General features: G+C 49.6%; 23 protein-coding genes. 11 read left to right on the top strand and 12 right to left on the bottom strand.

The annotated features are described in order from the left end of the window. Positions 1-143: 143 nt before the first annotated feature. Complete coding sequence (gene ydeE / locus OGY19_RS13705; RefSeq protein ID WP_115602065.1) at positions 144-1,331, top strand: efflux MFS transporter YdeE; 1,188 nt, start codon at positions 144-146, stop codon at positions 1,329-1,331. A gap of 40 nt (positions 1,332-1,371) precedes the next feature. Here the strand turns inward: ydeE and urtE are convergent, their stop codons facing one another. From urtE to urtA, 5 genes are read right to left on the bottom strand one after another with little or no spacing between them, the layout of a single operon-like run. Continuing rightward, on the bottom strand, positions 1,372-2,070 hold the full coding sequence (gene urtE, locus OGY19_RS13700; protein WP_005122752.1) for an urea ABC transporter ATP-binding subunit UrtE: 699 nt from the start codon (positions 2,068-2,070) through the stop codon (positions 1,372-1,374). Between the two features lie 9 nt (positions 2,071-2,079). Beyond that, a complete protein-coding gene (gene urtD, locus OGY19_RS13695) occupies positions 2,080-2,877 on the bottom strand; it encodes an urea ABC transporter ATP-binding protein UrtD (RefSeq protein ID WP_040231114.1) in 798 nt (265 codons plus the stop codon). After that, complete coding sequence (gene urtC / locus OGY19_RS13690; RefSeq protein ID WP_048211699.1) at positions 2,877-3,950, bottom strand: urea ABC transporter permease subunit UrtC; 1,074 nt, start codon at positions 3,948-3,950, stop codon at positions 2,877-2,879. The genes urtD and urtC overlap by 1 nt, the downstream gene beginning before the upstream one ends. After that, on the bottom strand, positions 3,950-5,524 hold the full coding sequence (urtB, locus tag OGY19_RS13685; protein ID WP_115602066.1) for an urea ABC transporter permease subunit UrtB: 1,575 nt from the start codon (positions 5,522-5,524) through the stop codon (positions 3,950-3,952). The genes urtC and urtB overlap by 1 nt, the downstream gene beginning before the upstream one ends. A 45-nt stretch (positions 5,525-5,569) precedes the next feature. Continuing rightward, entirely contained in the window at positions 5,570-6,841 is a 1,272-nt protein-coding gene (gene urtA / locus OGY19_RS13680) for an urea ABC transporter substrate-binding protein (protein ID WP_048211701.1), read from the bottom strand. Positions 6,842-7,327: 486 nt separating this feature from the next. On the opposite strand from urtA, the gene mgtS reads away from it, so the two are divergent. Beyond that, positions 7,328-7,423: a protein MgtS gene (gene mgtS / locus OGY19_RS13675; protein ID WP_003032406.1), complete on the top strand. Its 96-nt coding sequence runs from the start codon at positions 7,328-7,330 to the stop codon at positions 7,421-7,423. After that, a complete protein-coding gene (locus OGY19_RS24585) occupies positions 7,423-7,467 on the top strand; it encodes a hypothetical protein (protein WP_420889184.1) in 45 nt (14 codons plus the stop codon). Before mgtS ends, OGY19_RS24585 begins: the two co-directional genes overlap by 1 nt. A 239-nt stretch (positions 7,468-7,706) precedes the next feature. Here OGY19_RS24585 and OGY19_RS13670 read toward each other — a convergent pair whose 3' ends face one another. Together OGY19_RS13670 and dcp are read right to left on the bottom strand one after the other, a co-directional pair. Beyond that, on the bottom strand, positions 7,707-8,633 hold the full coding sequence (locus tag OGY19_RS13670; RefSeq protein ID WP_115602067.1) for a diguanylate cyclase: 927 nt from the start codon (positions 8,631-8,633) through the stop codon (positions 7,707-7,709). Positions 8,634-9,270: 637 nt separating this feature from the next. Continuing rightward, positions 9,271-11,316 (bottom strand): peptidyl-dipeptidase Dcp, encoded by a 2,046-nt coding sequence (gene dcp / locus OGY19_RS13665; protein ID WP_115602068.1) that lies wholly within the window; start codon positions 11,314-11,316, stop codon positions 9,271-9,273. Positions 11,317-11,453: 137 nt separating this feature from the next. Here dcp and ydfG point away from each other — a divergent pair, with 137 nt between their 5' ends. From ydfG to ydfZ, 3 genes are all read left to right on the top strand, one after another. Continuing rightward, on the top strand, positions 11,454-12,200 hold the full coding sequence (ydfG, locus tag OGY19_RS13660) for a bifunctional NADP-dependent 3-hydroxy acid dehydrogenase/3-hydroxypropionate dehydrogenase YdfG (RefSeq protein WP_061067877.1): 747 nt from the start codon (positions 11,454-11,456) through the stop codon (positions 12,198-12,200). A gap of 86 nt (positions 12,201-12,286) precedes the next feature. Further along, positions 12,287-12,973 (top strand): GntR family transcriptional regulator, encoded by a 687-nt coding sequence (locus tag OGY19_RS13655; protein ID WP_048211706.1) that lies wholly within the window; start codon positions 12,287-12,289, stop codon positions 12,971-12,973. A 190-nt stretch (positions 12,974-13,163) separates the two neighbouring features. Continuing rightward, complete coding sequence (gene ydfZ / locus OGY19_RS13650; protein ID WP_003032393.1) at positions 13,164-13,367, top strand: putative selenium delivery protein YdfZ; 204 nt, start codon at positions 13,164-13,166, stop codon at positions 13,365-13,367. A gap of 66 nt (positions 13,368-13,433) precedes the next feature. Here the strand turns inward: ydfZ and OGY19_RS13645 are convergent, their stop codons facing one another. From OGY19_RS13645 to OGY19_RS13630, 4 genes are all read right to left on the bottom strand, one after another. Then, positions 13,434-14,909, bottom strand: a complete 1,476-nt coding sequence (locus tag OGY19_RS13645; protein ID WP_286596636.1) for a mannitol dehydrogenase family protein — start codon at positions 14,907-14,909, stop codon at positions 13,434-13,436. Between the two features lie 161 nt (positions 14,910-15,070). Continuing rightward, the gene (locus tag OGY19_RS13640) at positions 15,071-16,405 is read right to left on the bottom strand and encodes an MFS transporter (RefSeq protein ID WP_048211708.1); all 1,335 of its coding nucleotides are present in this window, start codon (positions 16,403-16,405) and stop codon (positions 15,071-15,073) included. A gap of 60 nt (positions 16,406-16,465) precedes the next feature. Further along, positions 16,466-17,680 (bottom strand): starvation-sensing protein RspA, encoded by a 1,215-nt coding sequence (rspA, locus tag OGY19_RS13635; protein ID WP_115602070.1) that lies wholly within the window; start codon positions 17,678-17,680, stop codon positions 16,466-16,468. 107 nt (positions 17,681-17,787) lie between these two features. Then, the gene (locus OGY19_RS13630; RefSeq protein WP_005121149.1) at positions 17,788-18,114 is read right to left on the bottom strand and encodes a YnfA family protein; all 327 of its coding nucleotides are present in this window, start codon (positions 18,112-18,114) and stop codon (positions 17,788-17,790) included. Between the two features lie 153 nt (positions 18,115-18,267). On the opposite strand from OGY19_RS13630, the gene OGY19_RS13625 reads away from it, so the two are divergent. Both OGY19_RS13625 and speG read left to right on the top strand, forming a co-directional pair. After that, positions 18,268-18,609 (top strand): DUF1283 family protein, encoded by a 342-nt coding sequence (locus OGY19_RS13625; protein ID WP_048211710.1) that lies wholly within the window; start codon positions 18,268-18,270, stop codon positions 18,607-18,609. Between the two features lie 37 nt (positions 18,610-18,646). Further along, positions 18,647-19,207: a spermidine N1-acetyltransferase gene (gene speG, locus OGY19_RS13620; protein WP_101743063.1), complete on the top strand. Its 561-nt coding sequence runs from the start codon at positions 18,647-18,649 to the stop codon at positions 19,205-19,207. Positions 19,208-19,213: 6 nt separating this feature from the next. Here the strand turns inward: speG and OGY19_RS13615 are convergent, their stop codons facing one another. After that, positions 19,214-19,924, bottom strand: coding sequence for a YnfC family lipoprotein (locus OGY19_RS13615; protein WP_082193773.1), 711 nt, complete (start codon positions 19,922-19,924; stop codon positions 19,214-19,216). A gap of 103 nt (positions 19,925-20,027) precedes the next feature. Between OGY19_RS13615 and OGY19_RS13610 the strand changes: the two genes are divergently transcribed. From OGY19_RS13610 to OGY19_RS13600, 3 genes are all read left to right on the top strand, one after another. Beyond that, positions 20,028-20,336: a DUF1161 domain-containing protein gene (locus OGY19_RS13610; protein WP_086523673.1), complete on the top strand. Its 309-nt coding sequence runs from the start codon at positions 20,028-20,030 to the stop codon at positions 20,334-20,336. Positions 20,337-20,486: 150 nt separating this feature from the next. Continuing rightward, positions 20,487-22,913, top strand: a complete 2,427-nt coding sequence (gene ynfF / locus OGY19_RS13605) for a selenate/tellurate reductase subunit YnfF (protein WP_233609287.1) — start codon at positions 20,487-20,489, stop codon at positions 22,911-22,913. Positions 22,914-22,923: 10 nt separating this feature from the next. Continuing rightward, on the top strand, positions 22,924-23,537 hold a 614-nt coding region (locus OGY19_RS13600), incomplete at its 3' end, for a DMSO/selenate family reductase complex B subunit (protein ID WP_048211714.1).

Raw genomic sequence — 23,537 nt, 5'->3', positions numbered from 1 at the left:
GTTGTACCGTAACAGATCATTAATTCAGGTAGGCCACACAGGGCATTTTCAGACAACTTATTGAGTGTACATCACACTTTTAGCATGCTATTTGTTTCTGATATCTAAAAAAAACATAACAACATGCATTGTCGGGCAGAAAAATGAATATCTCACTGAGAAGGTCCACTCTCGCGTTACTCGCGTCATCTTTGTTATTAACTATTGGACGCGGAGCCACGCTACCATTCATGACGATTTACCTCAGTCGTCAGTATGGCCTGGGTGTCGATCTGATCGGTTATGCAATGACAGTAGCACTGACTATTGGCGTCGTTTTCAGTCTTGGATTCGGCATCCTGGCCGATAAATTTGAAAAAAAACGCTTTATGCTACTGGCGATCGCGGGCTTTGCTTGCGGCTTTATAGCGATTCCTCTGGTGCATAACGTGGTGGTGGTGGTTCTGCTCTTCGCGCTGATCAACTGTGCCTACTCCGTGTTTGCAACCGTGCTGAAAGCCTGGTTTGCCGATAACCTCTCAGCCACCACTAAAACAAAGATTTTCTCACTTAACTACACCGTGCTGAACATCGGCTGGACCGTTGGCCCGCCGTTGGGCACGCTACTGGTCATGCAAAGTATTAACCTGCCGTTCTGGTTGGCGGCCATATGTTCAGCCTTCCCGCTGGTGTTTATCCAGACATGGGTAAAACGCTCCGCAATCCCCTCTGAAGGTTTGAACACGACAGTATGGTCACCCTCAGTTTTGCTGCGCGATAAAGCATTATGCTGGTTTACGTTGTCTGCTTTTCTGGCCTCGTTTGTCGGTGGTGCATTTGCATCCTGTATTTCTCAGTACGTGATGGTGGTTGCCGATGGTGATTTTGCTGAGAAAGTGGTGGCGGTCGTCCTGCCCGTCAACGCAGCAATTGTGGTATCGCTGCAATATGCTGTCGGACGCAGACTGACGTCTGCAAACATCCGCCCGCTGATGGCTGCGGGTACACTTTTTTTTGTTATCGGTCTGGTCGGTTTTACCTTCTCTGGCAACAGCCTGCTGTTCTGGGGGATTTCAGCCGCCTTTTTCACCATTGGCGAGGTCATCTACGCGCCGGGTGAATACATGCTGATCGACAACATCGCACCGGCAGGTATGAAAGCCAGTTACTTTTCCGCCCAGTCACTGGGCTGGCTTGGCGCGGCGGTAAACCCATTAGTCAGCGGGGTCATCCTGACCACACTGCCCCCATGGTCGCTGTTTGTCGCACTAATGGTGGCGATTGTCCTGGCCTGGGCGTTAATGATAAAAGGCATGCGCGCCAAACCCTGGAGCCAGCCGGCAGTCTGCTGAAAATTACTGCGACAGTGCCAAAACGGCACTGTCGCCTGATTCAGATGGCAACCAACCCACGCACACCTTCTGCTGCCATATTTTCACCTGATCCACGTTGAATAATGCTGCCTCGCGACATTAACAGGTATTTGTCTGCAAGCTGTTCGGCAAAGTCATAAAACTGCTCCACCAGCAATATAGCCATATCACCACGATGGGCCAGTTGGCTAATAACCAGGCCAATCTCTTTTATCACCGAAGGCTGGATCCCCTCTGTTGGCTCATCGAGGATCAACAACTGCGGGCGACTGGCCAGCGCCCGGCCAATAGCTAACTGTTGCTGTTGCCCACCCGACAAATCACCACCCCGCCGGTATTTCATCTCCTGTAATACCGGAAACAACGCATAAATTTCATCCGGTACACGTTTTGCCTCTTGCGCTGAAAACCGGGAGAGTCCCAGCAACAGATTCTCTTCAACCGTCAGGCGAGGAAAAATATCGCGGCCCTGCGGCACATACGCTACCCCCGCCTGCACCCGCTGATGTGGCTTACGGAGAGTAATGTTTTTACCCTGCCAGATAACACTGCCGCTGCGGGTTGGAATCAGACCCATCAGGCACTTCAGCAGTGTCGTTTTGCCAACCCCATTACGCCCCAGCAGACATGTTACTTCACCGATACGCGCCTCAAAACTCACGCCACGCAGGATATGGCTGCCGCCATAGTATTGATTTAGTTCATTTACCTGTAGCATCAGCACTCCTTAGCGTCCGAGATACACTTCAATCACCTGCTCATTGGCCTGAACATCGCGCAGGCTCCCCTCGGCCAGTACCCGCCCCTGGTGCAATACCGTGACGTGATCAGCAATGCTCTCAACAAACCCCATATCGTGCTCAACCACCATCAGAGAATGTTTTCCGGCAAGCTGGCGAAACAGTTCAGCGGTGTATTCCGTCTCAGCATCCGTCATCCCGGCAGCTGGCTCATCCAGTAGCAACAAATGCGGCTCCTGCACCAGCAACATACCAATCTCCAGAAATTGTTTCTGTCCATGGGAAAGGCGTCCGGCACGACGGGCGCGTTCGTTACTCAGTCGCAACAGCGTCAACATGTCATCAATGCGATCCCGTTGTTCTCCCGATAAACACGCCCGTAATGACCCCCAAACGGATTTATCATTTTTCATCGCCAACTCGAGGTTCTCTTCCACCGTCAACGCTTCAAAAACGGTCGGTTTCTGAAATTTGCGACCAATGCCCTGGCGAGCAATGGCGATGGCGTCGAGTGATGTTAAATCAATGGATTGATCGTAAATCGCCCGCCCACTTTGCGGCTTCGTTTTACCGGTGATGACATCCATCAACGTGGTTTTTCCCGCGCCATTGGGTCCAATAACGCAGCGTAACTCGCCAACCCCAATATTGAGCGTCAAATCCGTTAGCGCCTGGAAACCATCAAAGTTAACGTTTATTTTTTCCAGTTGGAGCACCGGATCTGTTTGATTGCGAAAACGATCGCCCGGCATCTGGCGGGTAAAAAGCCCTTCATCTGGCTGCATTATTTGTCTCCCTTGCGAAACAGACCAATTACGCCTCGAGGCAAAAACAGCGTAACGCCAATAAAAATCAGGCCGAGAAACAGTTGCCAGTATTCAGGCATGATGACGGTAAACCAACTTTTAGCGCCGTTCACCAGCACCGCGCCAAACACCGGGCCAATCAACGTACCGCGCCCACCCAGTGCGACCCAAATCGCGGCTTCAATTGAGTTGGTGGGTGACATTTCACTGGGGTTAATGATCCCCACCTGCGGAACATACAGCGCCCCCGCCAGCCCGCACAGGACGGCAGAGAGTGTCCATACCAGTAGTTTGAAACCCTTTGGGTCATACCCGCAGAACATCAACCGATTTTCAGCGTCGCGAACGGCTGTCAAAATACGGCCAAATTTACTGCGAGCCAGCGCCCATCCGAGCCACAGCGCCAGAATCAGCAGCACAACGGTCGCCAGGAACAACGCGATACGTGTCGTGGTCGCCGTCACCGAAAATCCCAGAATGGTGGTAAAACCGGTAAATCCGTTATTGCCGCCAAACCCGGTTTCGTTACGGAAGAACAACAGCATGCCGGCAAAGGTCAGCGCCTGCGTCATGATGGAGAAATAGACCCCTTTGATTTTTGAACGGAAGGCAAACCAGCCAAACACCAACGCCAGCAAGCCAGGCACCATAACAACCAACATCATCGCCCAAAGAAAATGCTGCGTTCCCCACCAGAACCACGGAAGTTCAGTCCACGACAGGAACGACATAAAAGCTGGCACCCCTTCACCAGATGCCTGGCGCATCAGGTACATCCCCATCGCATAACCGCCCAGCGCAAAGAAAATACCGTGGCCCAGCGAGAGCATTCCCGCATATCCCCACACCAGATCTAGGGCAACTGCCACAATGGCATAACAGAGAATTTTCCCAACCAGTGTCAGTGTCCAGACAGATATCGCCAGCGGATGATCCGTAGGCAGCAGCGCGAGAAATGGCAGAATAATCAGTGCCAGCAGTAAAGCCAGCCCCAGCACACAGGTAATACGCGGCGCTTTGCGCGCCAGCGTTAATGTCATTGGCATCGTCATCAGTCAATGACCCTCCCTTTTAGCGCAAACAGCCCCTGCGGACGTTTTTGAATAAACAGAATAATCAGCACCAGAATCATAATTTTGCCGAGGACGGCCCCAACCTGCGGTTCGAGAATCTTGTTGAAAATCCCCAAACCAAACGCCGCCGCGACGCTCCCGGCAAGCTGTCCAACGCCTCCCAGCACCACCACCAAAAATGAATCAATGATGTAGCTTTGCCCCAGTTCTGGCCCAACGTTGCCCAACTGCGATAGCGCCACGCCCCCAAGTCCGGCAATGCCGGAGCCGAGACCAAATGCCAACATATCCACGCGCCCCGTGGGAACGCCGCAGCAATCTGCCATGCTGCGGTTTTGTGTCACTGCACGCACGCGCATACCCAGACGGGTTTTATTCAGCAACAACCAGGTGAAGGACAGCACCAGAATGGCAAATCCCAGCACCACAATCCGGTTCCACGGCAAAATCAGATTGGCATAGACCTGAATACCACCCGACAGCCATGCCGGGTTAGCTACCTCAAGGTTTTGCGCACCAAAGGTCATGCGCACCAACTGGATCAGCATCAAGCTAATCCCCCAGGTTGCCAGTAGCGTTTCAAGTGGGCGTCCGTACAAATGGCGGATCACTGTGCGTTCCAGCAGCATTCCCATAGCGGCGGTCAGCAGGAAGGCAACCGGCAGCGCAATCAGCGGATAAAAGGCTAACCACTGCGGGAAAAACTGGCTCATCAGCTGTTGCACTATCCAGGTACAATAAGCACCAAGCATCAGCATTTCACCGTGCGCCATATTAATGACGCCGAGTAACCCGTAGGTGATGGCCAGCCCCAGCGCCGCCAGCAATAAAATAGACCCGAGCGATAATCCCATAAACGCCTGGCCAAGCAACTCTCCAACCTTCATTCGATGTTCAATGGTATTCAGGCTTTCGCTGGCGGCAGCGCGTACACGCGCATCGGGTTCATGTTCCAGCTGGGTGAAAGGCTGTAATCGTGCTTGTGTTTCAGGATCATTGGATGCGCCCAGCAATTCGATGGCCCGGCGCCTGACATCGGGCGAACTACTGTTCAGTTGCAGGTTTGCCAGAGCAGCCGCCAGGGCGGATTTCACGCCAGCATCCGTCTCCTGCAGCAGCCTTTGCTGCAAAAATGGCAGCATCACTGGCAGTGCTTCACGTTGTAATGTTCGGGCAGCAGCCATTCTAAAAGTGACATTGTCACTTAATAACTGATGAACAGACAGTGTGCCAGCCACCAGGTTACGCAGGCGGTTAGTCAGGCGGATTTTTTTTAATTCACCACTGGGTGTGCTGGCCGCCCCCAGAGATTGCACACGCGAACCGTTCATCGTGAATGCATTTTTAACGTCGTCGGTCAGCAGTTTTTCGCCACTCAGGGCATTAAGCAAAGGTAAACGCTGAACATCGGGGTTAATCGCCCATTGTTCCAGTAATGTCGCCTGCTGTGTCCGACTGGCCGCGGCGAAGGTATCGGCATCTGTTGCCTGCGCTATCCACGGCAAAAGCCACGTCAGCAACAACACGCCACGAATAAAGCGCATGGCTTTCATGATAGCGTTCTCCAAAATTGGGCCCTCCAACAGGAGGGCGTAAGATCAGTTGCTGGCGGTTTTGACGGGCTGCTCAGATTTTTTATCATTCCCGGCGATATACGGACTCCACGGTTGGGCACGGACCGGGGCATCCGTTTGCCATACCACGTTAAACTGACCGTTACTTTCAATTTCGCCAATCATGACGGGTTTATGCAGGTGATGGTTCGTTGCATCCATTGTCAGCGTAAAGCCAGAAGGTGCAGAGAATGATTGCCCCGCCATGGCTGCACGGACTTTATCGACATCCGTCGTTCCGGCTTTTTCAACCGCCTGCGCCCACATGTGCAGGCCAACATACGTGGCTTCCATCGGATCGTTCGTGACCACAGAATCAGCATTCGGCAGTTTGTGCGCTTTCGCATAGGCGCGGTAATCAGCGATAAATTGCTTATTGGTGGCATTATCAACGGATTCAAAATAGTTCCAGGCCGCAAGATTGCCTACCAGGGGTTTGGTATCAATACCGCGCAACTCCTCTTCTCCAACAGAGAACGCAACAACCGGAACATCGGTCGCTTTCAGACCCTGGTTTGCCAGCTCTTTATAGAACGGAACGTTAGAGTCGCCATTAATGGTTGATACCACCGCCGTTTTTCCCCCGGCGGAGAATTTTTTGATGCTGGCGACGATGGTCTGGTAATCGCTGTGGCCAAACGGGGTATAAACCTCTTCAATGTCTTTATCCGCAATGCCTTTTGAATGCAGCCAGGCACGGAGAATTTTATTAGTTGTTCGCGGATAGACGTAATCGGTGCCCAGCAGGAAGAAACGTTTTGCACTGCCACCGTCTTCACTCATCAGATACTCAACCGCCGGAATGGCCTGCTGATTGGGCGCGGCGCCGGTATAGAAAACGTTAGGTGACATCTCTTCACCTTCATATTGCACGGGATAAAACAACAGGCCGTTTAACTCTTCAAATACCGGCAGTACAGATTTGCGCGAAACCGATGTCCAGCAACCGAAAACCACCGCCACTTTGTCCTGGCTTAGCAACTGACGGGCTTTTTCGGCAAACAGCGGCCAGTTTGACGCCGGATCAACCACTACCGGCTCCAGTTTTTTCCCCAGTACACCGCCTTTGGCGTTGATCTCATCAATGGTCATCAACGCCACATCCTTCAGCGGTGTTTCAGAAATAGCCATTGTCCCGGACAACGAATGCATGATGCCAACTTTAATGGTGTCGGCAGCCTGAACGCTAAAACTCATCCCCATAGCCACAACAGAGGCCGAAAGAGCAAAGGCTTTTAATAATGTACGACGCTGCATAGTTTCACTCCTGAAAGTAGACTTGCTGAAAGCTCCGGTGCAGCCGGAAAGGCAAAACGGTGCAAATTAAGGGTGTTCAGAAGGAATAAGGCAAAAACAGTGCCAGATATGAAAAAGGTATATAATTCAATAAATTATAAACACCATCAATGAAATGCAGATAAAAAGAATGCGTCGCCATGACGGCAAGAGAGAAGAATTGAACCACCATGACACAGTGTTGCATTATAAACGTGCAACATCTTGTGTCCGGACAACCCGGTAGCTGCAGCGGATTACAAGATAAAATTATGATTATTTGCAGATGGGTGCGCCTGTTTCGTCACGATTATTTATTTTCTTCGACGAGAAAAAGCCAAAACCTTACATTTCAGACGAAATATTCACACAGTTCACTCTTTGTTTAAGTTCGAATTGCTACTATAGTCATTAACGAGGTGAAATTAAGGTAAGAGAGGAAACTCAATAGATAAAGGAGCATTTACTATGCTGGGTAATATGAATATTTTTATGGCTGTTCTGGGAATTATTTTATTTTCCGGTTTCCTGGCCGCGTATTTTAGCCACAGATGGGATGATTGATGAACGGAGATAATCCTGCACCGAACCGGCCCCTTGTCGCATAACTGCACAAGGGGCCATTTTTTTACCTGCTTCCCTTCCCTGAATCATTTCTCAGAATTACAGATAAAAAAAACCGCCGGAGAAACCAGCGGTAAATGCTTGCATGGATAGATTTGTGTTTTGCTTTATACGTTATCTGGCAATTCCCTGCGAAGATAACGAATAGTCGGCTAACATATCATCGACAACCACAATGGAAGTTAAACGAAACGTAACTACAGCCGGTCTACACTGATAAAATTCACGCTCTGACGCGCGGTGTCAGTTGATCATTAGTGCCAACTAGCGTGATTTTCTCTTTTTCATCCATAAACATGCAGCGATTCCTGCCGGTCTGTTTCCCTTCATACATGGCTCTGTCAGCACGTCCAAGACCGTTGTCCAGTGTTTCACCCTGTTGAACTCTGGTAATGCCAGCCGTTACCGTTATGCCGATTTCGCCTTCTGGATAAGGGATTTTTTTCTGGCCAATCAGATGACAAAGACGCAACCCTGCCTGGCATGCCTGCTCGTCCGTTTTGGTTCGGATGATGACAATAAACTCCTCACCACCATAGCGATAAGCAACCTCATCGTATCGAGTCCATGCTAATAAATTTGACGCCAGACTGCGCAACACCATGTCACCAACCAGATGTCCGTAGGTATCATTAACATGTTTAAAACGGTCGATATCCAGCAACAATATGTACAGGTTAAGCGGCTCAGCATCGAGTAACTGCTGGTCAAACGACTCATCAAGCATTCTTCTGCCAGGCAAACCTGTTAACACATCAATATTACTGCGGATAGTCAGTAAATATATTTTGTAGTCCATGACCGCAGACGTAAATCCCAGTAACGCATCCTGGAAACTGTCGAAATGCCATGAATGGCTACGCTCTTCCACGATTGCCAATAGCAATTCCTTGCCTAACAAATGCATTTTCTCATGTGTCGCGTAAATATTGCTGACATAACTGCATTCATCATCATCGTGCTGTGGATGGTCTTTGAGCCACTGCCCAAATTGACAAACAGCGTGAGAGTCATCGCCCGAAATATCAGGCTGAGTAACATCTGATGACACCACACAGCGGAACATTTTCACTAGCCACTTATAATGAGCATCAATTGATTTGTTAAGTTCGATTAAAATTACATCTATTTCCTGCGTTCTTCTGATCATCACGGTTTCCTTCCCTGTATGAACATTTAGACATGGGCATTTTAGCGCCAAAAAGGAAAAATTATGTAAATTTTTTAATAGTAATTAATATTAAGGAAAGAAAACAAAGATTACTTCGCATGATAATAAATTAACTTGAAATTAAAATAATCATGGTAATCAATGCGATAGATTTTATTCTATTTTCCTTGTTTTATATTTAATGGAACCGAACACCCATGAGTTAAATCGCAAAAATGACGATAATATTAACCGCATGAAATGTGATATTTGAAAACGATTTCCTCAATGAACGGCTTCGTGGTAAAGAATCTGCCCGCCCATACCTGAAATCAGCTTATCTACCTGTTGCGTACTTATTTCTTAGGTACACGCGCCAGGCCATGAACACGCCTGGCAGAAAGGCAACTCCAACAATAACTGACTTATAAAGCACCCCGTCAAAGAGGTACGTGTCATGAGTGATTTTGTCTACCCATACACACCAAATAACCCAGGTAACAGCAAAGCAGAATGAAATCAGCTCTACCTTTGTTGGCAACCTCATCGTCATTCATCCATCTCACATTTTGGGCAAGAAAAAATCACGCTAAAAACCGGGCATCGCGCCCGGTTCAATTTTTTGGCAGACAATGCCTTAGGCGCTCAAACCTCGATGTTTGAGCATTGGCTCCATTTTTGGATCTCTGCCGCTCCATTGGCAATAAAGCTCAGCTAAGTCAGTGCTGTTACCACGGGACAAAATCGCTTCGCGGAATTTCTGCCCGTTTTCACGGGTCAATCCGCCCTGCTCTACAAACCACTGATAGCCGTCATCGGCCAACATTTGCGTCCATAAATAGGCATAATACCCTGCGGCATAGCCACCACCGAAGATATGGGCAAAATAGCTGCTGCGATAACGCGGCGGTACAGCCTGCAGATCCAATCCTTCCGCAGCCAGGGCCTGCTGCTCAAATTCATCAACTGACAGCGATGACACACACTGCTCCAGGCTGTGCCAGCGCATATCCAGCAATGCAGCACTGAGAAGCTCCGTCATATCATAGCCTTTGTTAAACAAGCTGGCCCGTTGCATCTTCTCCAGCAATGGCTGGGGCATTTTTTCACCCGTTTCAACATGGCGAGCATAACGCGCGAAAACCTGCGGATCACTCGCCCAGTGTTCGTTTATCTGCGACGGGAATTCGACGAAATCACGCGGGGTATTCGTGCCCGACAGCGTCGCATACCGTTGGCTGGCAAACAGACCATGTAACGTGTGTCCGAACTCATGGAACAACGTGATGACATCATCCCACAGCAGCAAGGCGGGTTGGCCCTGAGCAGGTTTCTGATAATTGCAGACGTTGTAAATTACCGGCCTGGTTTCATTTTGCAGAGATTGCTCAACAAAATTTCCCATCCAGGCACCACCGCTTTTTGATTCACGGGCAAAGAAATCACCATAAAATAGCGCCAGTCCTACGCCATCATGATCGAAAATCTCCCAAACCCGTACATCCGGATGATAAACAGGGATGTCAAAGCGCTCGATGAATTTAATGCCAAATAGCTGGTTTGCTGTCCAGAAAACACCTTCATTCAGCACCGTATCCAGGGCAAAGTAAGGTTTAAGCAGAGCTTCATCAAGAGCATATTTTTCACGACGCACCTGCTCGGCATAAAATGCCCAGTCCCAGGCCTCAACCTCGAATTGTCCCTGTTGCTGATTAATCGCTTTCTGAATTTCAGCCTGCTCATTCAGCGCGCGTTGACGTGCAGCGGGCATGATCGCCCGCATAAAAGAAAGTGCCGCTTCTGGCGTTTTCGCCATCTGATCGGCAATTTTCCAGGCAGCAAAATTCGCAAAACCCAGTAATGTTGCCTGCTCTCTACGGATCTCCACCAGCCGTTTAATGATAGCGCGGGTATCGTTGGCATCATTTTTTTCCGCCCGCGTCCATGCCTGGGTAAACAGGTTTTCTCGTGTCTGTCGATCGCGTAACGCAGCAAGTGTCGGTTGTTGTGTGGTGTTCAATAGTGGGATAACCCAGCGAACCTCAAGTCCTTTGTCGCTGGCGGCTTGCGCCGCAACGGCAATTTCTTCTGCGCTGAGTCCGTCAAGCTGCCGGACATCATCCACGATCAGTGCACCCGCTTTGTTCGCCGCCAGCAGACGCTGATTGAACTGGCTGGTTAACGTCGCTGACTCCGTATTTAGCGCTTTCAGGCGCGCTTTATCGGCATCATTAAGACATGCACCAGCCAACACAAAGCGTTGGTGAACCACCTCCAACAGACGCAATGATTCACCTTCCAGCGCCAGCGAAGAGCGTTGCTGCCAGACGGCATCTATACGCGCAAAAAGTGCGTCATTGAGATAGATATCATTTGCCAGCGCGGCCAGTTCGGCGGAGAACTCCTCGTCAAGACGCTGCAGCTCATCGTTGGTATGCGCTGCCGTCATCGCAAAGAAAACGCTGGTGACGCGCGTCAACAACGCCCCACTTTGCTCAAGCGCCAGCAACGTATTTGTGAAATCAGGAGCCTGTTGGTTTTGCACAATCGCCGCTATTTCAGCGCGCTTTTGTTTCACACCTTCATCAAACGCGGGCCGATAATGGCAATCTTCAATCTGATCAAATTGCGGTGCCTGGTAAGGTAATGTGCTGTGGTGCAAAAAAGGATTTGTTAACGACATCTTTTCCTCCTGAAAACGATTTGTTTACTAGAGTAGGCCTCCCAGGATTTGACCGCAATCTCGTTAAGCAGGAATAGCTCTGAACAGAAATGACGTGCTATGGTAGTACTACATAAAAAGCGTTGAGGAACAGTGAGATGATCGTTTTAGTAACCGGAGCAACAGCAGGTTTTGGTGAGTGCATTACGCGTCGTTTTATTGAGAATGGGCATAAAGTTATTGCCACCGGACGCCGCCAGGAACGTCTGCAGGAACTGAAAGATGAACTGGGTAATAATCTGTATATCGCCCAGCTTGACGTACGCAATCGCGCATCCATTGAAGAGATGCTGGACACCCTGCCTGCCGAATGGCGCAATATCGATATCCTGGTCAACAATGCCGGTCTGGCGCTGGGTCTTGAGCCAGCCCACAAAGCGAATGTCGATGACTGGGAAACCATGATCGATACCAACAACAAAGGCCTGATTTATATGACTCGTGCCGTTCTGCCTGGCATGGTCGAGCGTAACCGCGGACACATAATTAATATCGGCTCTACCGCCGGTAGCTGGCCGTACGCTGGCGGGAACGTTTATGGTGCAACCAAAGCGTTTGTTCGTCAGTTTAGTCTGAACCTGCGTACAGACTTACACGGCACGGCGATCCGCGTTACCGACATTGAACCCGGACTGGTTGGCGGTACCGAGTTCTCTAATGTGCGTTTCAAAGGCGACGATGATAAAGCAGGTAAAACCTACGAAAATACCACTGCACTGACTCCGCAGGATGTCACTGAAGCTGTATGGTGGGTTGCTTCGTTACCGGCTCATGTCAACATCAATACCCTTGAGATGATGCCAGTCACCCAGTCTTTTGCCGGGCTTAGCGTGCATCGAAGCTAAATGAGATACCCGGCCTTGTGCCGGGTATAGAAAGCGCTCGATAAGTGATAAAATAGCCGGGTTAACTCTCTAATAAGTAAGAATGAATGACCGTAGAAACGCAGCTCAACCCTACACAGCCGGTAAATCAACAGATTTACCGTATTCTTCGCAGCGATATCGTGCATTGTCTGATTGCACCTGGTACGCCATTGTCGGAGAAAGAGGTTTCCGTACGCTTTAACGTGTCTCGCCAGCCGGTACGAGAAGCATTCATCAAACTGGCAGAAAACGGTTTGATTCAGATCCGTCCACAACGTGGCAGTTACGTGAATAAGATCTCGCTGTCGCAGGTGCAAAATGGCTGTTTTGTACGTCAGGCCATTGAGTGTGCCGTAGCCCGCCGCGCCGCCTCGATGATCACCGATAACCAGTGCTATCAACTGGAACAGAATCTGCACCAGCAACGCATTGCCATCGACCGTAAGCAGCTCAACGATTTCTTCCAGCTTGATGATGAGTTTCATCAGAAGCTGGCATTAATCGCTGATTGCCAGCTTGCCTGGGACACCGTCGAGAATATTAAAGCCACGATTGACCGTGTGCGCTATATGAGTCTGGATCATGTCTCCCCACCTGAAATGCTACTTCGTCAGCACCATGATATCTTTGCAGCGCTGGTAAAACATGATGGCGATGCCGTCGAGCATGCAATGATGCTGCATCTACAGGAAATTAGCGAATCTGTTCAGCTTATTCGTCAGGAAAATAGCGACTGGTTTAGCGAAGACTAATACGTAGCTCACCTCTCACTGAGGTGAGTTTCCCCGAACAATTCCCTCTCCTGCATATCCCGATAAAAAAAGCTGTGATTTTGATCGAAAACAAAAAAAATCATTAACGAGAAGCGTATTTATATTGCGCCCGTTACGTGGGACTAAAAGCCCACGGGCTTTGACGGTAAGTTGGAAAGGAGAAAACACCATGAAAACATACGATCGTAACCGCAACGCAATCACCACTGGCAGCCGTGTCATGATTAGTGACACCGGACTCACCGGCCGTATTACAGCCATTGACACCGATGGCCTGACCGCTGAGCAAATCCGCCGCGGTAAAACAGTGGAAATCGAAGGATGTGAAGGCAAATATGCCCCCCTCGAACTGATTCGTTTAGGCATGAACTAATTGGTGTGAATGCCAAAAACAATGCGCCATCTGGCTGTCGTTAAAGCCGGATGGCGACATAAAGCGTTATCTTACTGACAGTAATTTCGCAGCATATTTTGCAACCGTTGCCTTCGCGCCTTCCGCCAGCAAAGTCAGGTACGCTTCTGTAACCCGCTTTTTAAACCGTTCAACCTGTGGCAGTTCGTCGCCAAAAATAGCGTCAATAGCCAATAGCGCCTGCACACGATCTTCACCTTCGTGACTGTTCTGTACCGCTTTCTGGATCACTGGCAGCAGCGGATCGCTAATTTCAATGGCTTGTCCCTGCTCATCCACGCCCCCGACATAGCGCATCCAACCCGCCACACCGAGTGCAAGCAGATCAAAACCACTGCCGTGCACGATATGCCAACGCACAGAGTCAAGCATACGTTGCGGCAGTTTCTGACTACCGTCCATGGCAATCTGCCAGGTACGGTGGCGCAACGCCGGGTTGCTATAGCGGTCAATCAGTAAGTCGGCATAATGCTGAAGATCCACCCCTTTCACTTTTAATGTTGGCGCTTGCTCCTGCAGCATCAACGCGCGGGCGGCGACACGATAGTTCTCATCACCCATGCAGTCGTTGATGTGTTGATATCCTGCCAGGTAGCCGAGGTAAGCAAGGAAAGAGTGGCTGCCGTTAAGCATACGCAACTTCATCTCTTCGAACGGGATAACATCTGCCACCAGTTCAGCCCCGGCTTTTTCCCACTCTGGACGCCCTGCGACAAAGTTATCTTCAATGACCCACTGACGGAACGGTTCGCATGCCACACCCGCCGGATCGCGTACCCCGGTAAGTTGTTCAATTTTGTCCAGCGTATCTGCGGTTACCGCCGGGACAATACGGTCAACCATTGTTGACGGGAACGTCACATGTTGTTCGATCCATGCAGCCAGCTCAGCATCCACCGCCCGGGCATACGCAGTGACAACATTGCGCATCACATGGCCGTTTTCAGGCATGTTGTCGCAGGACATCACGGTAAACGCACCTAAACCTGCGGCTTTACGGCGTGCAAGTGCTTCAACCACCACACCCGGTGCCGTCTTCGGCTGTTTTGGGTTTTGCTGGTCGGCGGCAATCATCGGGTTATCCAGCATCAATTGCCCGGTAGCCGGAGAATGGCAATACCCCTTCTCAGTTATGGTCAGGGAAACGATCGCCACCTGCGGTTCGCACAGTGCAGCCAGTACAGGTTCCAGACCATCAACCTGCGCATGCAACGCCTTTTTAACCACGCCAACAACTCTTGCGGTCCAGGCATCCGCAGACATTTCCGCAACGGTGTACAGGTTATCTTGCTGTTTCAAATCAGCAATCTGCTGCTCTCCACCAATCAGGTTTACTTCGCAGTATCCCCAGTCACTATTGTGATCTGCTGCCAGGATGTCAGCGTATACCCCCTGGTGTGCACGGTGGAAAGCACCGAACCCCAGATGAACAATACGCGGAACCAGTTTTGTACGATCGTAGCCAGGAAGTGCAGCCTTTGCCGCTAAGAGCTTGTTTTGCATTGTATGACCTACTTATCAATGAAATCAGGACTGTTCCAGAGTAACGCCTGTATGGTTGTATGTTTTGATTTGCATTAAGCTTTCTATGATTGGTATGACATCATTTATTGAGTTATATACCAAGATCGGTGAATTTGGCGGCATACTGCCGCCAACGAATATTAATGTTTCTGCCACTGCTGGTATTCACGCTTAAGTCTTTGCGGAGCGGTTTCCGGCATCATCAACAAACCAATAATTGAGATAACTCCAAGTACAATCACATAGGTTGCAAGTCCATAGTAATGTCCACCTGTTACTTGCAGAATTTTTACTGCAACTAAGCCAAGAATCCCACTGCCTATTAGCGACCCCAGTTGCCAAATTAATGCTATTCCGCTACAGCGAATATGCGTTGGGAAAAGCTCCGGAAAGTATGAAGCCTGAGGTGCATAACACATACTATGTCCAATACTCAGCACCATGATCATTACTATTTGTGTAAGCCAGAAACTATCCTGATTAATCGCAAGGAAAAAAGGAATAATCATAACGACCTGCAGCAACGCACCGATAATATAGACTGGTTTACGTCCAATTTTATCGCATAGCGACCCCATCAACGGTATGGCAATGATTTCTATTATCACCGCAACTATCATTGTCTCCATCAAAATATTAGCATCAAGATTATTTGCCTTACCGTAAGCCAAAACAATCACGGTGAACATTGCAAATGTGCAAGCTTCAATCAGTTTCGCACAGACTCCCTTGACAACAATGCCAGGAAAATCGCGGATAACTTCAACGAGTGGACGTGATTCTTCTGCTTTTGTCTCCCTAATCTGAGCAAAGACAGGTGACTCATCAATTTTTAAGCGGATAAACAGCCCAACAATAACCAGTAACAGACTCAACAGGAACGGTATTCGCCACCCGTAATCCATCATTGCCTCTGGAGAAAGTGTGGCATTTAACAACGCAAAGAGTGCTAACGGCAGTAGGAAACCAACCGGGGCACCAATTTGAACCCAACTGGAAAAAAATCCACGATGTTTGGGTTCAGAATATTCAGCAGTCATCAGTACTGCACCGGCTTGCTCTCCTCCAACCCCAAATCCCTGTAATACACGAATAAAAATAAGTAAAGCTGGAGCCCATACACCTATTTTCTCATATGTAGGTAATAACCCGATACAGAACGTCCCCAAACCAACAATTAATATGGTAATAACCAGTGCTTTTTTACGCCCGACCTTATCGCCAATATGGCCAAAGACAATTCCTCCTAATGGTCTTGCGAGGAAACCAACAGCATAGGTAGCAAAAGCCGCGAGAGTACTTATTAACGGATCGTCACTTGGGAAAAATAAATGACCAAAAAAGAGTACAGCAGCTGTCCCGTATGCAAAAAAATCATAATACTCAGCAGCAGTACCAATTGCGGATGCTGAAGCCACTCGACGAATAATGGGCTTATTATCTACGTTATTTTTAATATCGACTGAACTAACCATAAGTTTAACCTTCTGTAGGGTATTGGGTTAATCAACATCTTTCGTACGTAAAATTTACATTTACCAGTTCCATAACGTGCCATCTTCAAGACGGGCGACCGGCAGATATGCGGGATCGTACGGATATTTCGCTGCAAGTTTTTCGTCAAACTCAATACCGAGCCCTGGTTTGTCACCTGGATGCATGTAGCCGTTATCAAAGGTCCAGTTATGCGGGAACACTTCCAACATCTGTTCTGAGTACCCCATATATTCCTGCACCCCGAAATTGGGTACCCACATATCGAAATGCAGCGCAGCGGCCATGCAGACTGGCGACAAATCGGAAGGTCCATGAGAACCCGTGCGTACCTGATAAAGTGAGGCAAAATCAGCAATACGACGCATACCGGTGATACCGCCTGCGTGGGTAATAGTGGTGCGAATATAGTCGATCAGCTGTTCTTCAATAAGCTGCTTGCAGTCCCAGATACTGTTGAACACTTCCCCTACCGCAATCGGCGTGACCGTATGCTGGCGAATCAGGCGGAAGCACTCTTGGTTTTCAGCGGGGGTAGGGTCTTCCATCCAGAACAAACGGTATTGTTCAATGCTCTTACCAAAACGAGCCGCTTCAATTGGCGTCAGACGGTGATGCATGTCATGCAGAAGATGTTCATCAAAACCAAATTTGTTGCGGACGGCTTCAAACAATTTCGGTGTGAAATCGAGATATTTCTCCGTCGACCACAGCTGCTCTTCCGGCCACTGGCCTTTGGTCGCAGGTTCGTAGGCCAGGCCTTTACCTTTAGACATTCCGTAGGTGGTCTTCATTCCCGGTACACCACACTGCACACGGATCGCTTTAAACCCCATCTCTTTATGACGCGCGTAATCCTCCAGCACATCATCAATGGAATGACCCGTTGTGTGACAGTACACCATGACGCCTTCGCGTGATGCGCCCCCCAGCAACTGGTACAACGGCATATTCGCCGCCTTCGCTTTGATATCCCACAGGGCCATATCCACCGCAGAAATCGCCGACATCGTTACCGGGCCGCGGCGCCAGTAAGCCCCCTTGTAGAAAAACTGCCAGATATCCTCAATTCGATGCGCATCACGTCCAATTAGCTGTGGACACACATGATCTTTCAGGTAGGACGCCACGGATAATTCACGCCCGTTAAGCGTGGCATCCCCTAATCCAGTGATCCCATCGTCTGTCGTGATTTTCAGCGTGACAAAATTACGTCCTGGACAGGTAACAAAAACTTCAGCCCCGACAATCTTCATTTTTTAATCCTTACATCTCTTCTTGTGATGCAGGAAATTTACCCAACTGAACTACTACCATACAAGCATGAAGATCAAAAAAACGCTCACTGATCACAAAAAAGGCGCTATGCGCGCCCCCATCCGGCAACGATGATCAACATCCCGCACAGTGCTACTAACGCGCCGGACCAGTCGTACAGGCTCAGTTTTACGCCATCGACAATGCGTAACCAGAGCAGTGCAGTCACCACGTAGACACCACCATACGCGGCATATACCCGCCCGCTCGCCGCCGGATGTAGCGTCAGCAACCAGACGAACAGCGCTAATGACACCCCAGCGGGAACCAGCAACCAGGCCGTCGCCCCACGCTTAAGCCAGAGCCAGGGTAAAAAGCAGCCAATGATTTCGCATAACGCGGTGACGAAGAAAAGTAATGTTGTCTTAAGCATTGAAGTAATTCAGTTACCTTCGGTTTAACCATGATACGACAGAATATGTCCAACGTATCCATATGCGCCCAGTGGGTATGCCCTGGCGCAGGAATAGTGTAGAATTTAACCCTGTTTTATCGTTTTTTCCCTTTCTCATTAAAGGAATTCGCCATGAAAATTACACTGACCAAACGCCTGTGTCTGACGGCCATGCTGACGCTGGCGGCGGCCGTGTACACCTCTTCCGTATTTGCTGAAACCAGTAAACTGGTCATAGAGTCCGGGGACAGTGCGCAAAGTCGTCAACAGGCTGCAATGGAAAAGGAACAGTGGAACGATACGCGTCAGTTGCGTCAGAAAGTCAACAAGCGTACAGAGAAAGAGTGGGACAAAGCCGACGCTGCTTTTGATAGCCGTGATAAATGCGAACAAAGCGCGAACCTGAATGCGTATTGGGAGCCTAACACACTGCGTTGTCTCGATCGCCGCACTGGCCGCACCGTTGCCCCATAATCATTGTGCTCACTAGAAGATATTGAAAGGATACGATATGGCAAGCGCCCTCAGTGTAAAGCTGCGCCCGCTGGAGCGTGAAGATTTACGTTTCGTCCATCAGCTTGATAACAACGCCAGCGTCATGCGCTACTGGTTTGAAGAACCTTACGAAGCGTTTGTTGAGCTGTCAGACCTGTATGACAAACACATTCACGACCAAAGTGAACGCCGTTTTGTGGTCGAGTGTGACGGTGAGAAAGCCGGGCTGGTGGAGCTGGTTGAAATAAACCATGTGCACCGCCGGGCTGAATTTCAGATCATCATTTCCCCGGATTACCAGGGCAAAGGTCTGGCAACGCGCGCGGCAAAGCTGGCGATGGATTACGGTTTTACCGTGCTTAATTTATATAAGCTGTATCTGATCGTTGATAAAGAGAACGAAAAAGCCATTCACATCTACCGCAAACTTGGCTTTATGGTCGAAGGTGAATTGATTCATGAGTTCTTTATTAACGGCCAATATCGCAACACCATTCGCATGTGTATCTTCCAACAGCAATATCTGGCCGATCACAAAACACCGGGTTCCAACCTGTTACAACCTACCGCTCAGTAAAAACGGTTAGTAGTAATCAATGGTGTTTTCAATCGAGTAATGATGCTCAACTGCCGGCTTTACGCTTTCGTCAACGATAACCAGCTGGCAGTTGACCGGATTAGCATACGAATCATACTCACAGGTTTGTTTGACGTTACCTAAAGGATGATCGTTCAGCATGCTTACTGCCGTGTAATCCAGTTTTTTCAATGGATCGGCTGACGGTTTAGCCTCAACCTGCAGCGTATTGTCCTTACTGACGGTGGTTTTGCCGAGCGGGTAGCCTTCCGCATCATACCGGTACTGCACCTTCATTTCTTTTCCCGTGGCGGACACAACAAAACCGTTATCGTCGGTATCCCACACTACGCCCGCAGAAGGCAGTTCCGCCAGTTGGCATTTCCCCTGTAAACGGATCCGTTTTTCCATCGTTTCGGCATCCCGATAGAAGTTCGCATCCAGCACTAACGCCATACCCGTATTATTTTCGACATCATGCAATTCCAGCGTATCAAAACAGCCTTCCTGCGAGAGCGTACCTGTGACGCGCTTAGTCACTTCGCCTTTGTCGTTGAGCAGCGTCTGACTAAAATCTTTCACCGGGCCGCGCAGCGGATCAAAATCAAATTCATTGGAGAAGCTGGCCATTTCCGGCGTAAAGGACACCAGCCCTTTGGCGTTATCACACCCAACCAACACGATACACAGGAAACCTAACAGGGTCTGTTTCTTCACATTTTTCACCGGGATAAGAAGATAATTCTCAATCATATTAGCAAATACAGTTATTTACACCAGAAATGCTAATCTTAGTTTATGTCGATCACGAAAGGAGTTGATGATGAAATACATAGCAGGAATTGCCGCGAGCTTATTACTGGTCGCTTCCCCGCAGATCCTGGCTGCACCCGCGTCATGTGAGCGCGTGAAGAGTGATATCGAGCAGCGCATTATTAATAATGGTGTCGCGGAATCCAGTTTCACGTTGAATATTGTTCCTAATGACCAGGCCGATCAGCCTGATTCACTGGTGGTCGGTCATTGTGCCAATGATACGCACAAGATCCTCTATACCCGAACTAACAGCGGTAACGCACCCGCAAACAGTAGCCCTTCTCAGGACGGTCACGTGGCTGAACCGCAATAAATTTTTACCCTCCGTTCGCGGAGGGTCACTCCTGTTTGATATGCATTAATAAGATTTACCTATAAATAGGTAGACTCAACTTCATTGTTAGCAAGCTAGTTATTTCGTTATAAAACAATGTATATAACGACAATTACAATGGAGTGGGTTATGTCTGAAGATGAGCAATATGGAGGTATTAGCCGCAGGACGTTAGTGAAATCCTCGGCTATAGGTTCACTGGCACTTGCTGCCGGAGGCCTGTCACTACCCTTTGGTATTCGTGCCGCTGCTGCTGCAGTACAGCAATCCGTGCAACCTGTTGAAGATAAAGCTGTCTGGAGTTCCTGTACGGTTAACTGCGGCAGCCGTTGCCTTTTACGTCTGCATGTGAAAGATGATGCAGTCTACTGGGTTGAATCTGACACGACCGGCGATGATACCTACGGTAACCACCAGGTTCGCGCCTGCTTGCGTGGTCGTTCGATTCGCCGTCGTATGAACCACCCTGACCGCCTCAAATACCCGATGAAACGCGTTGGCAAACGCGGTGAAGGTAAATTTGAGCGTATCAGTTGGGATGAAGCGCTGGATACCGTAGCCGGAAATCTGAAACGTATTTTGCATGATTACGGTAATGAAGCCGTTCACGTTCTTTACGGTACCGGTGTGGATGGCGGTAATATCACGAACTCCAACGTCCCCTACCGTTTGATGAATTCCTGTGGTGGCTATCTAAGCCGTTACGGGAGTTACAGCACCGCACAAATCAGCGCCGCCATGGGATACATGTTTGGTGCTAACGACGGTAACAGCCCCGACGATATCGCCAACACAAAACTGGTTGTGATGTTTGGTAATAACCCAGCCGAAACGCGTATGAGCGGCGGTGGCGTAACCTGGTATGTCGAGCAGGCACGTGAGCGGTCAAATGCCAGAATGATCGTTATCGATCCACGCTACAACGACACCGCCGCAGGTCGTGAAGATGAATGGTTGCCTATTCGCCCTGGGACGGATGCTGCACTGGCCGCCGCTATCGCCTGGGTGCTGATCACAGAAGATCTGATTGATAAACCTTTCCTTGATAAATACTGCGTCGGCTACGATGAAACCACTCTCCCCGCCAGCGCACCGCGTAATGCGCACTACAAGGCCTATATATTAGGTGACGGTCCGGACGGAATTGCCAAAACACCGCAATGGGCATCTCAGATTACCAGCATCCCTGCGGACAAAATCATCCAGTTAGCGCGTGAAATAGGTTCGGCAAAACCAGCTTACATCTGTCAGGGCTGGGGACCGCAACGCCATTCCAACGGTGAACAGACAGCCCGAGCAATCACCATGCTCTCTGTTTTGACAGGAAACGTGGGAATTAACGGCGGTAACTCCGGTATGCGAGAAGGGACCTGGGATCTGGGCGTTGAATGGTTCTCCATGTTAGAGAACCCGGTCAAAACACAGATATCGGTGTTCACCTGGACGGATGCTATCGATCATGGCGCAGAAATGACAGCCACCCGCGACGGTGTCCGTGGCAAAGATAAACTGGATGTGCCTATCAAGTTTATCTGGTGCTATGCCAGTAACACGCTCATCAACCAGCATGGCAATATTGCTCATACTCATGACGTTTTACAGGATGACAGTAAGTGCGAAATGATTGTCGGCATTGAGCACTTTATGACCGCATCGGCGAAGTACTGCGACATCCTGCTGCCGGATCTGATGCCTACTGAACAGGAAGATCTCATCTCACATGAGTCCGCCGGGAATATGGGCTATGTGATCCTCGGACAACCCGCTACCTCACCTAAATTTGAACGAAAACCCATCTACTGGATGTTAAGTGAAGTCGCTAAACGCCTGGGCCCGGACGTCTATCAAAAATTCACGGAAGGCCGCACCCAACACGAGTGGGTGAAATATCTGCATGCCAAAACCAAAGAACGTAACCCGGAAATGCCGGATTACGAAGAGATGAAAACGACCGGTATTTTCAAGAAAAAATGCCCGGAAGAACACTATGTTGCCTTCCGTTCATTCCGCGAAGATCCTGCGGCAAACCCGTTGAAAACGCCATCAGGGAAAATTGAGATTTACTCTGAAAGACTGGCCACCATTGCCGAGACATGGGAACTCAAGCAAGACGAGATTGTGCATCCGCTACCGGCTTATGCGCCAGGCTTTGACGGCTGGGACGACCCCAAACGCAAAACGTACCCGCTGCAGCTCACCGGGTTCCACTATAAGGCGCGAACTCACTCAAGCTACGGCAACATTGATGTTTTACAACAGGCATGCCCGCAGGAAATCTGGATTAACCCCGTCGATGCTCGTTCACGTGGTATTCATCACGGCGATACGGTACGGGTGTTTAACAGCAATGGTCAGATGCTGATCGCCGCGAAAGTTACACCGCGTATTTTGCCCGGCGTGACAGCCATCGGCCAAGGCGCATGGCTCAATGCTGATATGTTTGGTGACCAGATCGATCACGGTGGTTCTATTAACATTCTCACGTCACATCGTCCTTCTCCGTTAGCGAAGGGGAATCCATCCCACAGTAATCTCGTTCAGGTTGAAAAGGCGTAAGGTGTAACCCATGACGACTCAATACGGATTTTTTATCGACTCCGCCCGTTGCACCGGTTGCAAAACTTGCGAACTGGCCTGCAAAGACTTCAAAAATTTAACGCCTGACGTCAGTTTCCGCCGTATTTACGAATACGCCGGCGGTGACTGGCAGGAAGATAACGGTGTCTGGCACCAGAACGTTTTCGCCTACTACCTCTCCATTGCGTGCAACCACTGTGAAGACCCGGCCTGTACCAAGGTGTGTCCAAGCGGCGCGATGCACAAACGTGAAGATGGTTTTGTGGTCGTGGATGAAGATGTGTGCATTGGCTGTCGCTATTGCCACATGGCCTGCCCGTATGGCGCGCCGCAATACAATGCCGCCAAAGGACACATGACCAAGTGCGATGGCTGTCATGAACGCGTTGCTGAGGGTAAGAAACCCATCTGTGTCGAATCCTGCCCGCTGCGTGCGCTGGACTTCGGCCCGATAGAGGAACTGCGTAAAAAACACGGCACCCTGGCCGCGGTAGCGCCGCTCCCTGGTGCGCACTTTACCAAACCGAGCATCGTCATCAAACCAAATGCCAATAGCCGCCCGACCGGGGATACCACGGGTTATCTGGCTAATCCGAAGGAGGT

Origin of the sequence: Citrobacter sp. Cy070 (assembly GCF_030332245.1) — a bacterium.
Classification (GTDB): domain Bacteria; phylum Pseudomonadota; class Gammaproteobacteria; order Enterobacterales; family Enterobacteriaceae; genus Citrobacter; species Citrobacter youngae.
Note: the sequence above shows the minus strand (reverse complement) of the source record. Positions and strands in the feature narration are given on the sequence as shown.